We start from the raw sequence: 18,178 nt of genomic DNA, 5'->3' as shown, positions 1-18,178 counted from the left end.
CTCAGGAAGAGGGCATTGCTCCTACTGGTCACTTATTTCTGCCATCCTGCACTAGAACCTTTTAAAAAAGTTTTCAATAACTCACCATTTATACTCCAGAGTTTAACTGTATTATCATAACTTGCCGTAGCGATCGCCTGATCATCTGAGCTAAAACTTACTCCCAACACCCAATTATCGTGAGCAGGAATAGTTTTTAGCAGATCACCATCTTGAGTCCATAGTTTTACTATACCATGATCACTGGCAGAAGCAAGCATTTTGCCATCGGGGCTGAAACTAACACTATTGACCCATTTTTTATGACCAACTAAAGTTTTAAGTAATTTGCCTTTGCGGTTCCACAACTTGACTGTTTTATCTTTATTACCAGAAGCAATAATTTGATTGTTCAGACTAAAACTGACACTCATTACACTATCAGTTCAATGTTAGCTCGTCCGAGTAATTCTTGATTGATTGATTCTAGAATGGTGCTGGTTCGTGGTTCTAGATATTGTCTTAATTGAGAACGTAGTTTGGGATAATCTTTAATTTTAGCAGTAATTTTGGCAATACCAACAGATACTTCTGCCTCTGCTGAAAGTTGGATCGGGGTTTGTAATACTTCTGATATTTCCGTAAATAGTTTTTGGAAGTAGCCTGGTTTTAGTTTGATGTTGGCTTGCTCTATATTTTCACTGACTTGACGAGTGATCGCCAGTAAAATATCACTAATATCTACATCCCCCATATCTAAGTCTTCAGAGGATTCAAAGTAAACAATATGATATCCTTTTCTTTCTAGTTTATCTTTCAGTCTAAATAGTTCAGTGGACTTGCCACAACCGATGTGCCCTGTAAATAGTTGACAAGTTGGCTGATTTCCAGATAGTAGTGTTATTGTTCTTTCTAATTCTTGAATAATGTCACTACCTCTAAACACTCGCAAAATCTATGTAATATTTTCATCTTCAGGATGTCCTACTATGAGGGTCTTGGTAGGGTTACAGGACTTGTAAAATTTAATTAAGTCAAGAGTTTCTAACACAGTTTTTCTCATAACAAAAAAAAGGCGACATTATATATTATTTAACTATGTCATTCTCTGGAATTTTTTGGCTATGGGCAAGAGGTACGTCAGCCTCTAGGTGCTTAGAGCTGATTTATAGAGTAAATATTAAGAGGCTGAATTTCTTACAGGACAAAGGTTTTACCGATTGTAGGCCAGTAAAGTGGAAATTTATGAGACCTAGATAGCATAAGAGTTTTCCTGCGGAATGCGGAGCTAACAGCTCAGTTAATAAATCAGCTCTTAAGCCTTAATAGATAGTAATAATATTAGGGAAAATTGAGTATACAAATAAACAGAACAGAAAATCAATTAGATATTTTTTCTATCTAAAATTTGATTAATTAGTAAAAACATCTACTGGTGTAGAAATATTTTGTATATATTTAAAAGTTATGATTTATAACTACATAAATCTCTATAGAACCCCTGATCGTATCTTTTGAGGGAAAGGTTATACTAAGTCGCGATCGCCAACCTCTTAAGCATCAGTCGAATAAAACAAAGATTAATCTTGGCTGTGGCATTTTCCAGAGTTCTTTTCCTGCGGAATGCTGCGCAAACAAAATTTTTAGTCAAGCTTTTACACCTTTCCATCCAAGAGTTGGTTATGCACGATGACACACCTGGCCTTGACGGGAACAAATCCTGTTTTTCCTTGCTGTTTTTTCTCCACCTGTGAAGGTTTTGGTGATAGTTTAAACCGAATCTTGGTCATAATTGCTGGATAAATTTTCTTTAACTCCTGTGCTATTTTTTCGTATGGGATATCCATTGTCAAGTAAGATAGTAATTTTAGTATGGGTTAACAGGTTTGGACTTAAAGTAATCAATGTTATCTGACAACATTTCTATTAATCCCTGATCGTCAGATACATTGGCTTTGGTGCAATAAGTAAAAAAAGGAAAACCGAGACTATCAACTGCGTTCCGGTCTTTTAATTCCGTTGGTAGCCTTGTAAAAACAGAATCCCTTGGACTTGATACTAGCATTACAGGTATTTTTTACAGATAAGTGAATCAATGATGATTAAAGTTGTCCATCTGGCTTTTTTTTTACCTGTTGACGTACAACACAGATGCAATACATCTCTAATCTTCAAGGGTAACCCCTGATGCTCGCCACTGCTTGTAGTGCCAAAATACAGTTGAATAGGGTGGTAAATATGCAGGGTAGATCACACCAGTTACAACCATTCTTTAATTGATATAAGATACCATCTAAGATTTCTCTGTTGCTCCATTTTGTAGGATAAGTTTTCTTCTTTTTTGGTAATAATGGTTCAATCAGAACCCATTCAAAGTCTGTTAAACTGCTTGAATACCGCATTTTCTCATGCGGCGTTGGCGTTGGCGGAGCAAGTGCGGCAGCTATATCGCTCATTAGTATAATCTTTTTAGGAAAAGATACGGTTAGGGATTCTATAAATTATCAATCATCGGCGACCATTTAACTTTTACCTGCTTGCTGAAAATCTCAAATATCTCACAACTAAAATAATATTTGTATAAGTGATTAAATCAAAATGATAATTGTGTAGGGTAGCATTAAAAATATTAACTAATTAGTGAGTAAATAAATATAATGGCTAATGGTATTGCATCGGTTTCTCGATCAGATTTGTCAAGTCGGCGACAAACATTGCTGCGTCAAAGACGATTAAGATTAGTAGTTATAATATGGCAAATACTAGCAGTTGGTGGTTTAGCAGGAACTTTGCTCTGGGCAATTACTCAGCCCATTTGGCTCATAACTAAACAGGAACAGTTAAGTGTAGAAGGTAATCAATTACTTTCAGACCGAGCAATATTATCTCTAATTCCTTTAGAGTATCCTCAGTCTCTTTGGAAAATTAAACCACAGGTACTAGCTAAAAATTTAGAGTCCCACGGCCCAATTGCCCGGGCAAAAATTAGTCGGCAGTTATTTCCTCTCAGTTTAAAGATTGAGATTACAGAGAGACGTCCTGTGGCAATTACTCAACTGAAGAGTAAAGTAGGTGCTGGTAACTCACAAAAAATGGGGTGGTTAGATGCCGAAGGGAATTGGATCCCCCTAGAAAGTTTTTCTGCTCTAGAAAGAACTCAATCTTTACCTACTCTAAAAGTAATTGGTTTTACTGAACAGTATCGTAAATATTGGCATCTGCTATACCAAAGCCTAAGTCTTAGCCCTGTTAAAGTGTTCGAGATTAATTGGCAAGATCCAGGAAACTTAATTCTAACGACTGAACTGGGAATAGTTCATCTAGGACAGTACAGTTCTCGATTTAGCGAACAATTAAATGTTCTAGACCAAATGCGAGAATTACCAAATAAAATTGATGCTCGCCGAATTGCCTATATCGATCTGAAAAATCCAGAATATCCTTTAATCCAATTACCAAATAAATCTAGAGGAATTAAAATTCAGTCGAATTAAATCGACAATAATTTCAAAGTATATTAAAATATTCCCTTTGGTTTTAGAAAAAATCCAAAGTAAATTTAATTATATGTCCTTCCAATTTTTAAAGTTGCAAATTGAAATCTCCAAAAAAAAACAGAAAAATTAGAGACGTTCAATCATTAGCTAAGTTCCCAATAGAGAAAAACTAATAAATATTCTGAGTTTGTTGGGTTATAATCCAAAAAGATTCGGCAAGAAGTCCTCCGTTATAATCTCCGATTTAACGGGAAGGGAATTGCCTGTGGTAAATTAAACAGGTGTCGATTGATGTTCAAATATAGCAATAAAGAGTAGTATAAAAATTATGATAATTACTCATTGCTACAAAATTAAGCCCACTTGTGAACAGTCAGCCAAAATTGATTATTGGCTAAAACTTTTACGAAGGCATTGGAATTACGCCCTAGGTCAAAGACTAGACTGGTTGCATAGAACCAAATGTCAAACTGACCGTTGCTCAATAGTTTCATGTCCTATTGCTGAGATTCCCAGTAGACCAGATTATTATTTTCAGCAATCAGCACTTAAACAGACAAACAAGCTATTTCCTGACTACAAAGAAATCTCCATACGAAGTCCAGCAAATTAATTTGCAAAGACTAGATCAAGCTTGGAAGCGTTGGTTAATACCTGATAAAACTGGTAAACATGGAGGACGACCAAGATTTAAAAAATCAGGTAAGTTAAGGTCATTTTGTTTCAGTAGAGTTAATCATCCGCTTATCAGTAATTAAATTTGATGGTAAGCAAATAATTACTACGAGGTTTTGTGCTATTCCTGTGATAGTTCATAGACCTATACCAGATGGGTTTGTGATTAAAACTGCAACTATAACCAAAAAAGCGAGTGCTAATTGGTGGGGTTTCCCCAGAATGTAAGACGCACTCAAGAAGCTGATAGTTATTATATAAGTTTAAGCTGAGAAGAGCACCCTCCCCTAACCCCTCCAGGGAGGGGAACTGAAGGGGTGGGTTTAATTCCTACAGATAATATTAAGACTGCTGTAGGTATTGATTTAGGCTGAAAATAATTTTTTACTACTAATATTGGTGAGACTATTTCTGTGCCGAATTTTTATAGAAAATCTCAATCTAATTTAGCCAGAAAGCATAGAATTGTATCTAGAAAAGAAATGGGGTCAAATAACTGGAAAAAGGCGCAGAATAGAATAGCTAGATTACATCAACATATTGCCAGAGAAAGAGAAGATATTGCCAGACAAAACTACTCATAAATTAGTTAAAGAAAATGACTTAATTGCCGTTGAAAACTTCAAGATTAAAGGAATAGCAAGAAACACGAAACTCTCAAAATCAATTAGACTTGTCGCTTTATAACTTAAAAATCACCCAAAAACCTTGTTCTGTAAGGATTGTAGCTATTGGATAGCAAAAATGCTTGGAATTATTGCTCTGTCTAGGTTAGAGTTATTTTTTCCCTTTATTTAGCGACAACTCTATTGATGATGTAGCTTGGGGTATGGATTGAAAAATTGAATGCAGTGGCGGTAAAATGCGGTGTTCATGTAATTAAAGTCAACCCGAATCATACCTTTCACTCATTGTAGTAATTGTGGTCAGAAAGTACCATTAACTTGATCAGTTAGAATTAATTCTTGTCCATTATGTAAAATAGTTTTAGATAGTCCATTATGTAAAATAGTTTTAGATAGAGATGAGAATGCTGCAATTAACATATTGCAATAAAACATTAAACGAGGTGGGTATCATCTTGCCTGCTTGTGGAGGCGTAAGACGTTAATCAACCTGTGTTCGTGCAGCGTTGCGCCAGCAGGAGCAAGAAACTTCTTTGTTTGAGAAGCTCCCGTTATTATCTCCGATTTTAACGAGAGATAACTTCACCATACTTTAGAATATGACTAATTAACCTATGCTAAGAGCTATTCTGGTAATAAGGTATAAATTAAATTAAAAGTCAAAAATACTATATATCTACCATCCCCAAAAATGATAGTGAATAATCAACAAGGGGTCAACAGTGAAAGTCCCCAATCCCAAGGACAAGGAAATTTTCCATTACCAAAAAATGTCTCTAATCCCTTTCGCAATAGCTCGGGACTTTATGGAGAACAAAATTATGACCCCAAAGCCACCCCAAAGGAAGAATCTAGGAGTGATGATATTGTGCCAAGTAATACAGCAAAAATTAAAGTAATAGGTGTTGGAGGGGGTGGCGGCAATGCTGTTAACCGAATGATTGCTAGTGAGGTTTCTGGTATAGAATTCTGGACAGTTAATACAGATGCCCAAGCTCTAACCCTGTCCAATGCTCCTAAACGCTTACAACTTGGACAAAAACTCACAAGAGGTTTGGGGGCAGGGGGTAATCCGGCTATTGGCCAAAAAGCGGCTGAAGAATCTAGGGATGAAATAGCTAATGCTTTAGACCACCCCGATTTAGTATTTATTACTGCTGGAATGGGAGGTGGCACTGGTACTGGTGCAGCACCCGTTATAGCTGAAATTGCTAAAGAAGCAGGATCTCTGACAGTGGGTATTGTGACGCGTCCCTTCACTTTCGAGGGAAGACGTCGAATTACTCAAGCTGATGAAGGAGTTGCTGCTTTACAAAGTAGAGTTGATACTTTAATCGTAATTCCCAATAATCGTTTGCTATCTGTAATTAATGAACAAACTCCCGTACAGGAAGCTTTTAGAATTGCAGATGATATATTACGTCAAGGTATACAGGGAATTTCAGATATTATTACTGTGCCTGGGTTGGTGAACGTTGACTTTGCCGATGTACGAGCAGTGATGGCAGATGCAGGTTCGGCGTTGATGGGAATTGGTATGGGGTCTGGGAAGTCTAGGGCAAGAGAAGCAGCAAATATGGCCATTTCTTCTCCTTTACTGGAATCTTCTGTGGAAGGAGCTAGAGGGGTGGTCTTTAATATTACTGGCGGAACTGATTTAACGTTACATGAAGTTAATACTGCTGCTGAGACTATCTATGAAGTTGTCGATCCTAATGCCAATATTATTTTTGGGGCTGTAATTGATGAGAAATTGCAGGGAGAAATCAAAATTACTGTCATAGCAACTGGTTTTAGTGGAGAAGCACAAATGAATCCTACCCAGGAAATAGCACAGCCAAGAAGGTCGATACCAACTCCAACTCCAACTCCAACTCAAAGCACTGAGAAGCAGAAAAAATTACCAGGATTGGATATTCCTGATTTTCTGCAAAGGCGACGGACTCCACCTACTAATAGATAGATGGTTAAAGCAAGGGAATTTTCTTGATATTGACATCCAGGTCAATTCTATTAATTGTTATATCAAATTTGTTGGCCTTGCACGGCAGTGCAATTTAAAGAAGTTGATTAAGTTAATAGTAGTTTAGTTAGAGGTAAATTTAGGCATTCTTTAGTGGTTAACACGTTTATATAGTGTGGCACTATAGGTTTAACTATAGTTTATAAATGTTATGCAGTATTTGTGCATAAGTTCTATTTATTTAAAAGTAACTACAGACTATTGACTACTGACTACTAAATTTGATAATATGAATAATTTAAAGGCATCAAGTATTCCTGTTGCTTTGACTATTGCTGGATCTGATAGTGGTGGTGGAGCGGGTATTCAGGCAGACCTGCGTACTTTTGCTTTTCATTGTGTTCATGGTACGAGTGCTTTGACTTGTATTACTGCTCAAAATACTTTGGGAGTAAATAGGGTTGACGCTTTGTCCCCAGAAGCGGTAAAAGCACAAATTCAAGTTGTTGTTACGGATATAGGCGTACAAGCAACTAAGACCGGAATGTTATTGAGTCAGGAAATTATCTTGGCCGTAGCTGAAGAGATAGAAGCTTTAAATTTAAATAAATTAGTAATAGACCCAGTGATGGTCTCCCGTGCAGGTGTTCAGTTGATTGATGATTTGGCTGTGGAAGCTATACAGAATGTTTTGCTGCCTAAGGCGACTATTGTTACTCCTAACATTTATGAGGCAGAGATTTTTACGGGTTTAGAGATTAATAACCTAGATGATATGCAGATGGCTGCTCAGGAAATTCACAGGCTAGGAGCAAAAACAGTTTTAGTCAAGGGGGGAGCCATGAAGAATGAGTTACTAGGAGTAGATGTTTGGTTTGATGGAGCGCAGTTTGAAATTTTAAGGACTGCTACGGTGGAGACTAATAATACTCATGGCACTGGTTGTACTCTCTCGGCAGCTATCGCTGCTAATTTAGCTCAAGGGAAAGATTTATTTTCTGCAGTTAAATTGGCGAAGGATTATGTCACAAATGCTTTGGAGTATGCTTTAGAAATTGGTCTTGGTCAAGGGCCAGTAGGACATTTTTTCCCTTTATTATAGCAGAAGTAAGAATGTTTTAGCTATCTATCTCGATCTTGCGAGAAAAATTTAAGAAAAAAATTGGCTAAATGGCTAATGGTTAAGTTGGTAATAGCCATTTCACAATATACTTAGGGCTTGCTGATTAAAAATCAAAGCATTGACAGATATAAGGTTGTAGCATTTTTTTGTCTAAAAAAGTATAAGCTTTTCGGTGGAAAGAGCTGCATAAAGCTAGTATTTTAGGACGATTATGGCAGAAAAATCAAGGGACAATTTTTCCGACGACCCCCTCTATAATTCCCATTTCTCCTGACTTCTGAGGAGGTCTTCCTGACTCCTACCTCTACCAAAAGACTTTCCATACGCAAACCCTACTTATCTTCTAGAACTCCCTAAGTGATAGTACTGACTATGCTTCCAATTATAATTTTTACTGCTTTCTTTATTTTCTGCCGTAGATCCTCCTGCTTTTGTTACTAAGGAGGATACTTTTTTGGTTTCCTCTGTAAATAGAGGAGTTGAGCTTTTCAACAAGTCTCTTTGTACTGCTGCAAAAGCATGACGTACGACCACCACAATCTCCTTTCTATAATCTTCTTGTGCTTTTTTTGTTTGAAACTTCCAGCCTTCCTGACTAGAAGCATATAAGGGTGGGAGACGATTCAGCGCATAAGTTTCTACATCAACTCGCTTAATATATTTCGCTAACTTTTGAGGTAATAAGGTAATTTGGCGATTTACTTCCTGTGCTACCATATCTTCCATGACATTTAGATATTTCTTTTTAGAGTTAGCATGAATCATTGCATATCTCCTTTTTATTGTTCCAATATTTAACCTACCTAGCTGTTGTACCTCCAACTTTAGGATAAGAATGCTTCTATACTATTAACTTAGTTTATTACTTGTATTGACTCAACTTCTTCTATTATTTATTTACAATTTGATGTAACAATTTAGTTACATAAATTATATTTACTCTACATAACAAGAGATACCTAAACATTAAATGTTTAGAGTTAAAATTTAGTCGAGAGAAGGAATCACAGTTGCAATTAAGTCTTCTATCCTTTTGATATTTGGGTTACCAGCTAAATATCCAATACCTCGATGCAAGTGTAGACGAAACTGAGTGGCCAAAGTTTCTCTTTCTATGGCTATTCGATCATTATAACAACGTTGCTTTAGAGCTAATAAAAAGATGTCAGAAAATTCTCCACCGAAAATTCTCCATGTTAATTCTAAATTACTATCAGCAGGGGTTGGTACTAGAGAGGGAATGCTTGATTCTGCTAAAGAGCAACAAAATGCCCAACGACAAAGAATATTCCATTGGTCTATTTTGGTATTACGTTTCAGCTTAGTTAACTGATCTTTAGCTGTTTGAGAAAGTCGTATTCTTTCAATTGGTGGTTCCATTAAAGGTCTTAAAGTTGCTTATTAAGTAAATGTTATGAGTCTGATGATATCACAATAAATTTTGATGATAGACCTGGCGTTGGCCATACAGTATGGTGTAGAAAATTACATATAACTTAATGGAGTTATCGTTAGTTATAATCAACATATTTTTTACTAGATTTTTGTCATCAACAAATTAGATAGTGCTAAACAAGTAATTATTTTTCTTGTATATCTTCGTCATGGGACTTACACCCTCGTAGAGTGATAAAATAGTCTCAAATATATACAGATAGAGAGCTTCACGTCAAAAAGGTATAATTCTTTGACTACCAAGGGTTCCAGGCATTTTTAGGGCATTGACGTAATTCCCTTATGCAGACAGATTCTTCCTGCGGAATGCTACGCAAATAGGCATTTTTTGACCATAAAATGTGTAAGTACCACTAATAATTCAAGGAATTTAGCGACTAATATTATTACATATTTAGAACTGCAAAAAAATAAATTGATTGCATTTTTAGTTCTATTTTTAAATTGAAATTATACAGTTTTTTTGCTTTTAAAAATCTTAAATTAATCATAATAAAATTTATAATATATTTCAATATGTCAATCTTTTTTGAATAGATTCAACCATTTTAATTTACCAATTAAAATCAGATAACCCTGTTTTTTTTAAAGCTTTATAAAGCAATTGATGCGGTATTAATATAGCATTTTAACCTGTTTAAAGTATGGTTTTTGTATTTTTATTTCAGCTAATATTTCCGGGATAATGTTCTCTGAAAACCAGAATACTGTAACTTACCAGTATGATAATTTTTATAGTGGTAATTATACAAAATCGAGTTGTAAAATAGTCTCAAGCATATACAGAAAGAGGCTTTGATGTCAAAAAGGCATAAATCCTTAATTACCGAATAATTAATAATTAATAATTAATAATTAATAATTAAATAATTCTGGTTTAAAGCTTCCCATTTTAAAGGAAAAAAAAGTGGTCGTTAGCGGAGCTTCCCGTAGGGTGGGATGGCGTTTGCTACCGCAAAGCTTTCCATTCCGGAATGCTACCGCAAACGCTAACAGCGGAGCGAGTCTGCAAGAACGGGTCTCCTCGCCATATCCAATCGAACAAGAGAAAAAATAATATTTCCTGATATTCAATCCTCTCGGTTTTAACCAAAGGTAATTATCAATTATCCATTAATGAACAAGGGTTCTAGGAATTTTTATGGCATTGACGTAATTCCCTTATCTAGACTGACTATCAGCCATTTTTTGATCATAAAATGTTTAAGTCCCAATAGTATAAAAAATTATTTTAAATATCTGTTAAAATCTGCCTATTCAATCAATTCTTGATTATATGTTAATGACAAATATACATAAATTTTTAACTACCCCTATCGTAGATGAAAAATCTTGTAAAGGGGTGATATTTTGGTTTAGCCTTAGCATGACTTTTGCTACAATTTATGCTTTTATGACACTTAAAAAAGCTTTTGCTAGTAGTCTGAGTATTCAAGATGATGCTAGACAACATATTTTTTGGATGCAGCGTTTTTTTTATCCAGATTTATTCCCCAATGATTTAATTGCTAATTATTTTCAGTCAGTAGCTCCAGCAGGATATACTTTACTTTATAAAAGTGCAGCAATTATAGGAATTAACCCGTTTATCTTTGCCAAAATTATCCCTTTTATTTTGGGTTTAATTTGTACTTACTATATTTTTCAAATCTGTTTAGAGATATTACCAGTACCAATGGCAGGATTTATTGCTGCTTTGGTAATGAATCAAGCTATTTGGATGAAAGATGATGTTGCTTCTGCTACACCTAGAGCATTTGTTTATCCATTTTTTCTGGCTTTTTTATATTATTTACTCCAAGGTTCATTGGTCAGAATGGGAATAGCGATTGCTCTGGTCGGATTATTTTATCCTCAATATGTATTTATCGCTTCTGGCATTCTAATTTTCCAACTAATTTACTGGAAAAATGGGAGGTTTCAGTTATCATCAGAAAAACGGACTTTTCTATTTTGTGGAGTTGGTTTAAGCACGGCATTTTTTGTTTTATTACCCTACGCTTTAAGTTCTTCAGAATTCGGACCTGCTATTAGTCGAGAAGCAGCAATGGAATTAAGAGAATTTTATCCAAATGGGAGGAGTACTTTTTTTCACGTTCATCCAAAAGATTTTTGGTTAACTGGCAAACGTAGTGGAATGTTTCCCAAGTCTTTATTTACTCCAGCTACTCAATGTGCGGGGTTAGTATTGCCGTTTTTATTGGCTTTTAAATCTGCTTTTCCTTTAATCAGAAATATTACTAATAGAATTTGGTTGTTAGTACATCTATTACTGTCATCTTTGGCAATGTTTTTCATTGCTCATGCCTTACTTTTTCGGTTACATCTTCCGAGTAGATATACAGGATTAAGTTTCCGCATAATTATTGCTTTGGCAACGGCGATCGCTTTAACTTTAATTATTGATGCTTTGTTTAATTGGGCAGAAAATACACAAAAATCTCCTGTAAAAATTCAGGGTATTATTTCCTTAATTTTAACAAGTTTAATTATGGCATCTCTGGTGTTATATCCTGCTTTTGTTAAAGGTTTTCCTCTGGTGAAATATAAAGTGGGTAGAGCTACAGATTTATATGAATTTTTTCAAGAACAACCTGAAGATATTCTGATTGCTTCTTTGGAGGAGGAGGCAAATTTGTTACCTACATTTGCTCAACGTTCTATTTTGTTGGGTAGGGAATATGCTATTCCTTATCAGGTTGGTTATTATAGTCAGTTTCGCCAACGAACTATAGATTTAATTTTGGCTCAATATAGTTCAGATTTAATGGATGTGAAAAATTTTATTCAAAAGTATGGAGTTGATTTTTGGATGCTACATCGTGGTAGTTTTACGCCAGAATATGTTGAGGATAATAGTTGGTTAATGCAATATGAATCTGCACAGGATGCGGTTACTTTTTTGCAGTTAGGATATATTTCTGCTTTGGCAACGACTATACCTATTTGCACTGTTTTTCGGAATGATAGTTTATTTGTTTTGGATGCTAATTGTATTTTGGGGAAGGGAGTAGGGAGTAGGGAGTAGGGAGTAGGGAGTAGGGGTTTGGTCTCCAAACCCAAGAGTCTAGTAGTGAACTGTTTTATCTAAAATTATGCAATGGCAAATTTTTAAGGTACAACTTTCTCTTGCCACAATGGAAATTCATTTTCTGAAGCACCCCGGCAGAGGTGATGGATAGTGAAATTTTCTTTCTATTGCGTATAGAGCAATAATAAATTCATTTTCTGAAGCACTCAACCAGAGGTGATGGATAGTGAAATTTTCCTTCTATTGCGTATAAAGCAATAGTAAAATCATTTTATGAAGCACTCCGGCAGAGGTGATGGGTAGTGAAATTTTCCTTCTATTGCGTATAAAGCAATAGTAAAATCATTTTATGAATCACCCAGACAGAGGTGATGGGTAGTAGAATTTTCCTTCTATTGCGTATAGAGCAATGGTTAATTCATTTTATGAAGCACCCAGACAGAGGTGATGGGTAGTGAAATTTTCTTTCTATTGCGTATAAAGCAATAGTAAATTCATTTTATGAAGCACCCAGACAGAGGTGATGGGTAGTGAAATTTTCTTTCTATTGCGTATAAAGCAATAGTAAATTCATTTTATGAAGCACCCAGACAGAGGTGATGGGTAGTGAAATTTTCTTTCTATTGCGTATAAAGCAATAGTAAATTCATTTTATGAAGCACCCAGACAGAGGTGATGGGTAGTGAAATTTTCTTTCTATTGCGTATAAAGCAATAGTAAATTCATTTTATGAAGCACCCAGTCAGAGGTGATGGATAGTAAAATTTCCTAACCAAAGCGTAACGCACTAACCAAAATATTTGGAATAGAAATATTTGACACAGGTGGTGCGTTACATTTCATTTTCATGTCACGCAGTGTTTCATGTTGGCTATTACGTCGAAAACGCACCCTACTAAATATTCTCTACTTTAGATGAAACAGTCCACTACTAGGGAGCGTATTAGCGTATGATAATTCTCCATTAGGTTTCTGAGCAAATAGAATACCAGAGGTTCCTTGAGGACTAACAACAGATGTAAAAATTGTTAAGAGAGCGATAATACTTGCAAGCAAAACCTTTGCTATGCGACTTTGTATGATTTTCATTTCTAGCCCTTCCTTTACTGTGGTTAAATGTAAATGTGATAAGAATTAAAAATTTTTGATTAAATATCCTAATTACACCAGGCTTTCATTACTGAAATAATTTATATTTATTTAAGGATTTAGGTTGTATAGATGTAGGGATAGATTTAAGAAAATCTAGCAATGAAACATTCAAGAATGTTGTTGCTCTAAATATTCTCGAAACGGTTCCAAAATAATTCCTAAAATTTTATCAATTTCTTTGACGTAATATTCCCCTACATCAATACGGACAATTTTTTCTTCAAGTGTTAAAAACTTCCAATTTGTTCCGGTTGTAACTGCACCATAAATAACCTTAACTGGATTATCAGCTCGCTGATTAAAAAACTGCGCTCCTACCATACTAGCAACACATTGTCCTAACCCACGAATAATATTTTCATTTTTAGCTTCAACGATGGTAATAACTGGAGCAGTAATAAAATATTGTTCAGGGGAAAAACTGAGCAAAAAATCACAATATCCTTGTAATCCTAATTCTGCTTCTACATTAAATTCTGTTCCTGAAAAAAGACTGATTCGATAATTTAATTGCCGTCTCACATCAGCTAAAATTTGAGAAATTAATAGTTCTGAACGAGCTTTTTCTGTATTAATAGCAGTTGCTAATGGAATATATTCTCGTAAGATAGTTGTGAGAATTTCAGAAGGTTTAACTGGTTTAATTTGGGCGAATAAATCTTGATTTTCTTCTAAGGTTAATTCAAAATTTGTCTTGGCTATTTCCAATGTGAATTTACTGTAAGAAAGATTGCTCATATAGGACAAGTCAAAAGTCAAAAGTCAGAGTTCAGTAGGTTGGGTTTCACTGCCGTTCAACCCAACAAAACCTTACTAATGTTGGGTTTATCCTAACGGATAATCTCTGCTAACGGGATGTCGCGATTTTTTCTGAGGAGCTTCCGAGAATGAAAAAAAAATTGGTGATTTTCCACTCAATCGTCATAGATGGAAAGATTTGATGAGGGAAAAATCAGTATTCTTCAGGTAGCTTCAGAGAATGAAAATCTTGGTGGTATTGCTTCTGGGAAAAAATTCCTAAATAGTTCACCGCCTCTAAGCAAGGAAATTTGGTTGAATAAAAAGTCATGCGTATAGGCAAGCAACTCCATTCAAATTTGATGATATCAGAATTTTTGTGAGGATGCAACCGGAAATTCCTTTGAGTCGCGATTTTTTTCGGAGCTTCAGAGAATGAAAATCTTGGTGGTATTGCTTCTGGGAAAAAAATCCTGAATAGTTCATCGCCTTTGAGTAAGGAAAATTAATTGAATAAAAAGTCATGCGTATAGGCAAGCAACTCCATTTAAGCCTGCTAAATTTAGGAGAAGAAAGAATTAGAAAGTGGTGAGTGGATATCAAGATTTAGATGCACTTTTTGAGGATCTGGATAATAGTTAATTTACTATTATTGAATGACTGTATAATTTGCATAAATTATCTTTTCTTTTACGGGTTTAATCACCCACAGTCAAAGGGGGTGCTGAAAATTGTTTGGGGTTATTAAGATATTAAGGTGATCGGTCATTGACTATCCATAAGCAATTTTCCTTTCTGCCTTTCGGTCCGAATGCTGCACAAACACACTTCTGATTTCTGACAATTTGAATTCTTCTGCTGTAGCGATCGCTCCAACTAATTAGAGTATGACAAAGTAATCAGAAAATTATCATTACCTTCTATTCTACTTTCTTCAAGGGAGCGCAAAATTAATTTCAAAAACAAAACTAAATTGCGACCCTTTTGTATAATTTATACTAATTAAATTTATTTTTAATATTATTTATATTAATCAAAAACCCCTCATTTTTCGCTAATTATTACAAAATATTTCACGAACTTGCGTTATTTCAGCGATTTGTATCATACTCTGTACATTAAGATATAATGCCAATGTTATATTTAAATCTAAAAAAAGACCTTTTCAAGAGAGCTACAACCTTGTATTTACGTTAATTGCATCTCAAATCTGGTAATTTTCAGCAGAGTCAGATAACTTCAAAAAAACAAATTTTGAACAAGTATAAATGCTTAAGTAATTCTAGCTATTGACAAATAGTAGATAATTAACACGTAAATTCCAGACACTCAATATCGGCAGTCCTGCAACCGTAATGGTATTGATTGAACTTAAGACAAATTACCTAATGATGTTAGCTGTGATTACCTCAACCGTACGAAAAAAGCTGTAGAAAATCGATCTGAGCTTTTATCTTGATATTGGATTAACCAATATTGGCTGTACGGCACAGCTCACTATTCCCTCGGCAGTAAATGCCCCTGGGAATTTCTTATCTTATATCTGAAGACTACCATTAACGTCGGCATTAATTACTTTACCTGTTGCACTTCTGAATAAACCACGTTTGACTCGCTTGCCTACATAGTTTTCATGGCATATTGGTTTTTCTAGATCGATAGCAGATGTTTTACTGGTGTAACTTTCTTCCGTTTCAACAACTTTGATACCAACCAGTTGACATTTATAAGTTATCTGTTGAATTAGCTTAGAGTGTGGTATTTGGGTAAAGTTTTGATTGTTTTTTTTACCGATGTTTGCACCTTGTTTCCAGTTATTATTTTGGCCTATGACTACAGTACCAATATTATTTACGGAGATTACATAATTCATACCTTCAACAGCAACGCCAACAAAAGAAAAATATAGACTACCCTAGAATCATCCAAAGTAGCCATATATTAATAATTTAACGCCAAATTTTTCCTTCTGCCTTCTACCTTCTACCTTCTACCTTCTGCTATAACCCTAAATCAAAGCCGCCATCTTCACATCATTAGTTGCCAACAACTCCTGTAACTCATCAGAGTCTACAGTCTCCTTATCAACCAACATCTCGGCTAACTTATCCAAAATATGACGGTTACTTACTAATACTTCCTTCGCCCGACGATAAGCTTGTTCTACCAAATTGCGCACCTCATCATCAATAGCAGCAGCAGTTTCCTCAGAAAAATCACGCTCCGCCATAATATCCCTACCTAAGAACATATTACCATTCTGGCGACCAAGAGCAACTGGACCAAGGCGATCGCTCATGCCAAAGCGAGTCACCATTTGCCTTGCCACATTAGCAACCTGCTGTAAATCGTTAGAAGCACCAGTAGTCACCTCTTCATCACCAAAAATAATCTCCTCAGCCAGACGACCACCCAAAGCTACAGCCATCTGATTTTGTAGATAAGCACGAGAATACAAACCAGAGTCCATCCGGTCTTCGCTAGGAGTAAACCAAGTCAAACCACCAGCACGACCGCGAGGAATAATACTAATTTTCTGTACTGGGTCATAATCAGGCATCAACGCTCCGACCAAAGCATGACCAGCTTCGTGATATGCTACTAACTCCTTGCGCTTCTCGCTCATTACTCGGTCTTTCTTTTCTGGACCTGCTAATACCCGGTCAATAGCATCATTAACTTCATCCATAGAGATTTCAGTTAAGTTACGACGAGCTGCCAGAATAGCTCCTTCATTTAATAGATTAGACAAATCTGCTCCAGTAAATCCAGGAGTTCGACGAGCAATTTTTTCTAGGTCTACATCTTTAGAGAGACTCTTACCACGAGCATGAACATTGAGAATTTCGAGACGACCTGCATAGTCAGGACGGTCTACTACTACTTGACGGTCAAAACGACCTGGTCGGAGTAGGGCAGCATCTAGAACATCCGGACGGTTGGTAGCCGCAATAATAATGATACCTGTATTACCTTCAAAGCCATCCATTTCGGTGAGTAGTTGGTTGAGAGTTTGTTCTCTTTCATCATTACCACCACCTAAACCAGCACCCCGTTGACGACCCACCGCATCAATTTCATCTATAAATACGATACAGGGAGCGTTAGATTTTGCCTGTTCAAATAGGTCGCGGACGCGGGAAGCACCTACACCTACAAACATTTCTACAAATTCAGAACCGGAGATGGAGAAGAATGGTACTCCTGCTTCTCCAGCTACAGCTTTTGCTAATAGGGTTTTACCTGTTCCTGGAGGACCTACTAATAATACTCCTTTGGGAATTTTTGCGCCTACTGCTGTGAAGCGATCAGCATTTTTGAGGAAGTCTACTACTTCTGTTAGTTCTAGTTTGGCTTGTTCGATACCTGCTACATCGCCGAATGTGACTTGGGTTTGGGGTTCCATTTGGACTCTTGCTTTGGATTTACCAAAGTTCATAGCTTGGCTACCAGGTCCACTTTGGGCACGACGTAGTAGGAAAAATAGTCCCACTAATAATAGGACGGGGAAGAATAAACTACTTAATGCTCTAACCCAGAAACCTTCTTCGCTTTGGGGGAGTACGGAAATGTCTACGTTGTTTTTGGTGAGGATGTTTATTAGGTCTGGGTCGTTGGGTAGGTTAACGCGGACTATACTACCGTCGGCGACTTTGACTCGTGCTGCTGTACGGTCGGCGCTGATGCTTACTCTGTCTACGTTTTTGGTTTCTACCTGCTGAATAAATTGACTATATTTCCAGGTTTCGCTGGTTTGGGGTTGTTGATCGAAGAATGCTGTTGCTAAGGCGATGACTACTATTGCTAATAGGGCATATAGGCCAGCATTTCTCCACCTTTTATTATTCACTGGGGTTGCTCCTTCTTATCTTTTTATACTATTGGGACTATTTTTTGATCCAGGTATATTAACTTATGTTAACTGATTTCTAATATAAT

15 protein-coding genes and 1 pseudogene are annotated in these 18,178 nt (G+C 36.0%); 6 read left to right on the top strand and 10 right to left on the bottom strand.

Translation table 11 applies throughout. The features are described 5' to 3' along the window. Positions 1-32 precede the first annotated feature (32 nt). From D5R40_RS07450 to D5R40_RS37515, 4 genes and pseudogenes are all read right to left on the bottom strand, one after another. Entirely contained in the window at positions 33-413 is a 381-nt protein-coding gene (locus D5R40_RS07450) for a WD40 repeat domain-containing protein (RefSeq protein ID WP_124144942.1), read from the bottom strand. 8 nt (positions 414-421) lie between these two features. Further along, a pseudogene (locus D5R40_RS07445) lies at positions 422-1,042 on the bottom strand (ATP-binding protein); the annotation flags it as partial. 592 nt (positions 1,043-1,634) lie between these two features. Further along, positions 1,635-1,826 carry a hypothetical protein gene (locus D5R40_RS39260; protein WP_240038949.1) on the bottom strand — a complete coding sequence of 64 codons (192 nt, stop codon included), beginning with the start codon at positions 1,824-1,826 and terminating at the stop codon, positions 1,635-1,637. Between the two features lie 324 nt (positions 1,827-2,150). After that, a complete protein-coding gene (locus D5R40_RS37515; protein ID WP_205127362.1) occupies positions 2,151-2,435 on the bottom strand; it encodes a transposase in 285 nt (94 codons plus the stop codon). A gap of 201 nt (positions 2,436-2,636) precedes the next feature. On the opposite strand from D5R40_RS37515, the gene D5R40_RS07435 reads away from it, so the two are divergent. The 5 genes from D5R40_RS07435 (at position 2,637) to thiD (ending at position 7,842) form a co-directional block, all read left to right on the top strand. Then, a complete protein-coding gene (locus tag D5R40_RS07435) occupies positions 2,637-3,473 on the top strand; it encodes a cell division protein FtsQ/DivIB (RefSeq protein WP_124144941.1) in 837 nt (278 codons plus the stop codon). Positions 3,474-3,804: 331 nt separating this feature from the next. Then, complete coding sequence (locus D5R40_RS07430; protein ID WP_124154438.1) at positions 3,805-4,089, top strand: helix-turn-helix domain-containing protein; 285 nt, start codon at positions 3,805-3,807, stop codon at positions 4,087-4,089. Between the two features lie 475 nt (positions 4,090-4,564). Then, a complete protein-coding gene (locus D5R40_RS07425) occupies positions 4,565-4,735 on the top strand; it encodes a transposase (protein ID WP_124144940.1) in 171 nt (56 codons plus the stop codon). A 733-nt stretch (positions 4,736-5,468) separates the two neighbouring features. Then, positions 5,469-6,740, top strand: coding sequence for a cell division protein FtsZ (gene ftsZ / locus D5R40_RS07420; RefSeq protein WP_124144939.1), 1,272 nt, complete (start codon positions 5,469-5,471; stop codon positions 6,738-6,740). Between the two features lie 289 nt (positions 6,741-7,029). Continuing rightward, positions 7,030-7,842: a bifunctional hydroxymethylpyrimidine kinase/phosphomethylpyrimidine kinase gene (thiD, locus tag D5R40_RS07415; protein ID WP_124144938.1), complete on the top strand. Its 813-nt coding sequence runs from the start codon at positions 7,030-7,032 to the stop codon at positions 7,840-7,842. 357 nt (positions 7,843-8,199) lie between these two features. Here thiD and D5R40_RS07410 read toward each other — a convergent pair whose 3' ends face one another. After that, the gene (locus D5R40_RS07410; protein WP_124144937.1) at positions 8,200-8,628 is read right to left on the bottom strand and encodes a late competence development ComFB family protein; all 429 of its coding nucleotides are present in this window, start codon (positions 8,626-8,628) and stop codon (positions 8,200-8,202) included. A gap of 222 nt (positions 8,629-8,850) precedes the next feature. Further along, positions 8,851-9,243 (bottom strand): DNA sulfur modification protein DndE, encoded by a 393-nt coding sequence (gene dndE, locus D5R40_RS07405; protein WP_124144936.1) that lies wholly within the window; start codon positions 9,241-9,243, stop codon positions 8,851-8,853. Between the two features lie 1,351 nt (positions 9,244-10,594). Here dndE and D5R40_RS07400 point away from each other — a divergent pair. Next, entirely contained in the window at positions 10,595-12,346 is a 1,752-nt protein-coding gene (locus D5R40_RS07400; RefSeq protein ID WP_124154436.1) for a hypothetical protein, read from the top strand. A 909-nt stretch (positions 12,347-13,255) separates the two neighbouring features. On the opposite strand, the gene D5R40_RS07395 is transcribed toward D5R40_RS07400, so the two are convergent. The 4 genes from D5R40_RS07395 to ftsH3 form a co-directional block, all read right to left on the bottom strand. Then, the gene (locus D5R40_RS07395; RefSeq protein WP_124154435.1) at positions 13,256-13,438 is read right to left on the bottom strand and encodes a hypothetical protein; all 183 of its coding nucleotides are present in this window, start codon (positions 13,436-13,438) and stop codon (positions 13,256-13,258) included. Between the two features lie 171 nt (positions 13,439-13,609). Beyond that, positions 13,610-14,209: a hypothetical protein gene (locus tag D5R40_RS07390; RefSeq protein ID WP_338043178.1), complete on the bottom strand. Its 600-nt coding sequence runs from the start codon at positions 14,207-14,209 to the stop codon at positions 13,610-13,612. Positions 14,210-15,776: 1,567 nt separating this feature from the next. Then, positions 15,777-16,112 (bottom strand): IS200/IS605 family accessory protein TnpB-related protein, encoded by a 336-nt coding sequence (locus D5R40_RS07385; RefSeq protein ID WP_205127361.1) that lies wholly within the window; start codon positions 16,110-16,112, stop codon positions 15,777-15,779. 135 nt (positions 16,113-16,247) lie between these two features. Next, a complete protein-coding gene (gene ftsH3, locus D5R40_RS07380; RefSeq protein WP_124144933.1) occupies positions 16,248-18,089 on the bottom strand; it encodes an ATP-dependent zinc metalloprotease FtsH3 in 1,842 nt (613 codons plus the stop codon). Between the last annotated feature and the right edge of the window lie 89 nt (positions 18,090-18,178).

Source organism: Okeania hirsuta (assembly GCF_003838195.1).
Classification (GTDB): domain Bacteria; phylum Cyanobacteriota; class Cyanobacteriia; order Cyanobacteriales; family Microcoleaceae; genus Okeania; species Okeania hirsuta.
Note: the sequence above shows the minus strand (reverse complement) of the source record. Positions and strands in the feature narration are given on the sequence as shown.

What these genes read in the sequence shown, in the direction of transcription:
- D5R40_RS07385 (WP_205127361.1), bottom strand. Translation starts at nt 16,112, where the DNA reads ATGAATTATGTAATCTCCGTAAATAATATTGGTACTGTAGTCATAGGC.
- D5R40_RS07430 (WP_124154438.1), top strand. Translation starts at nt 3,805, where the DNA reads ATGATAATTACTCATTGCTACAAAATTAAGCCCACTTGTGAACAGTCA.
- thiD (WP_124144938.1), top strand. Translation starts at nt 7,030, where the DNA reads ATGAATAATTTAAAGGCATCAAGTATTCCTGTTGCTTTGACTATTGCT.
- ftsZ (WP_124144939.1), top strand. Translation starts at nt 5,469, where the DNA reads ATGATAGTGAATAATCAACAAGGGGTCAACAGTGAAAGTCCCCAATCC.
- D5R40_RS37515 (WP_205127362.1), bottom strand. Translation starts at nt 2,435, where the DNA reads ATGAGCGATATAGCTGCCGCACTTGCTCCGCCAACGCCAACGCCGCAT.
- dndE (WP_124144936.1), bottom strand. Translation starts at nt 9,243, where the DNA reads ATGGAACCACCAATTGAAAGAATACGACTTTCTCAAACAGCTAAAGAT.
- D5R40_RS39260 (WP_240038949.1), bottom strand. Translation starts at nt 1,826, where the DNA reads ATGGATATCCCATACGAAAAAATAGCACAGGAGTTAAAGAAAATTTAT.
- D5R40_RS07400 (WP_124154436.1), top strand. Translation starts at nt 10,595, where the DNA reads ATGTTAATGACAAATATACATAAATTTTTAACTACCCCTATCGTAGAT.
- D5R40_RS07410 (WP_124144937.1), bottom strand. Translation starts at nt 8,628, where the DNA reads ATGATTCATGCTAACTCTAAAAAGAAATATCTAAATGTCATGGAAGAT.
- D5R40_RS07435 (WP_124144941.1), top strand. Translation starts at nt 2,637, where the DNA reads ATGGCTAATGGTATTGCATCGGTTTCTCGATCAGATTTGTCAAGTCGG.
- D5R40_RS07450 (WP_124144942.1), bottom strand. Translation starts at nt 413, where the DNA reads ATGAGTGTCAGTTTTAGTCTGAACAATCAAATTATTGCTTCTGGTAAT.
- D5R40_RS07395 (WP_124154435.1), bottom strand. Translation starts at nt 13,438, where the DNA reads ATGAAAATCATACAAAGTCGCATAGCAAAGGTTTTGCTTGCAAGTATT.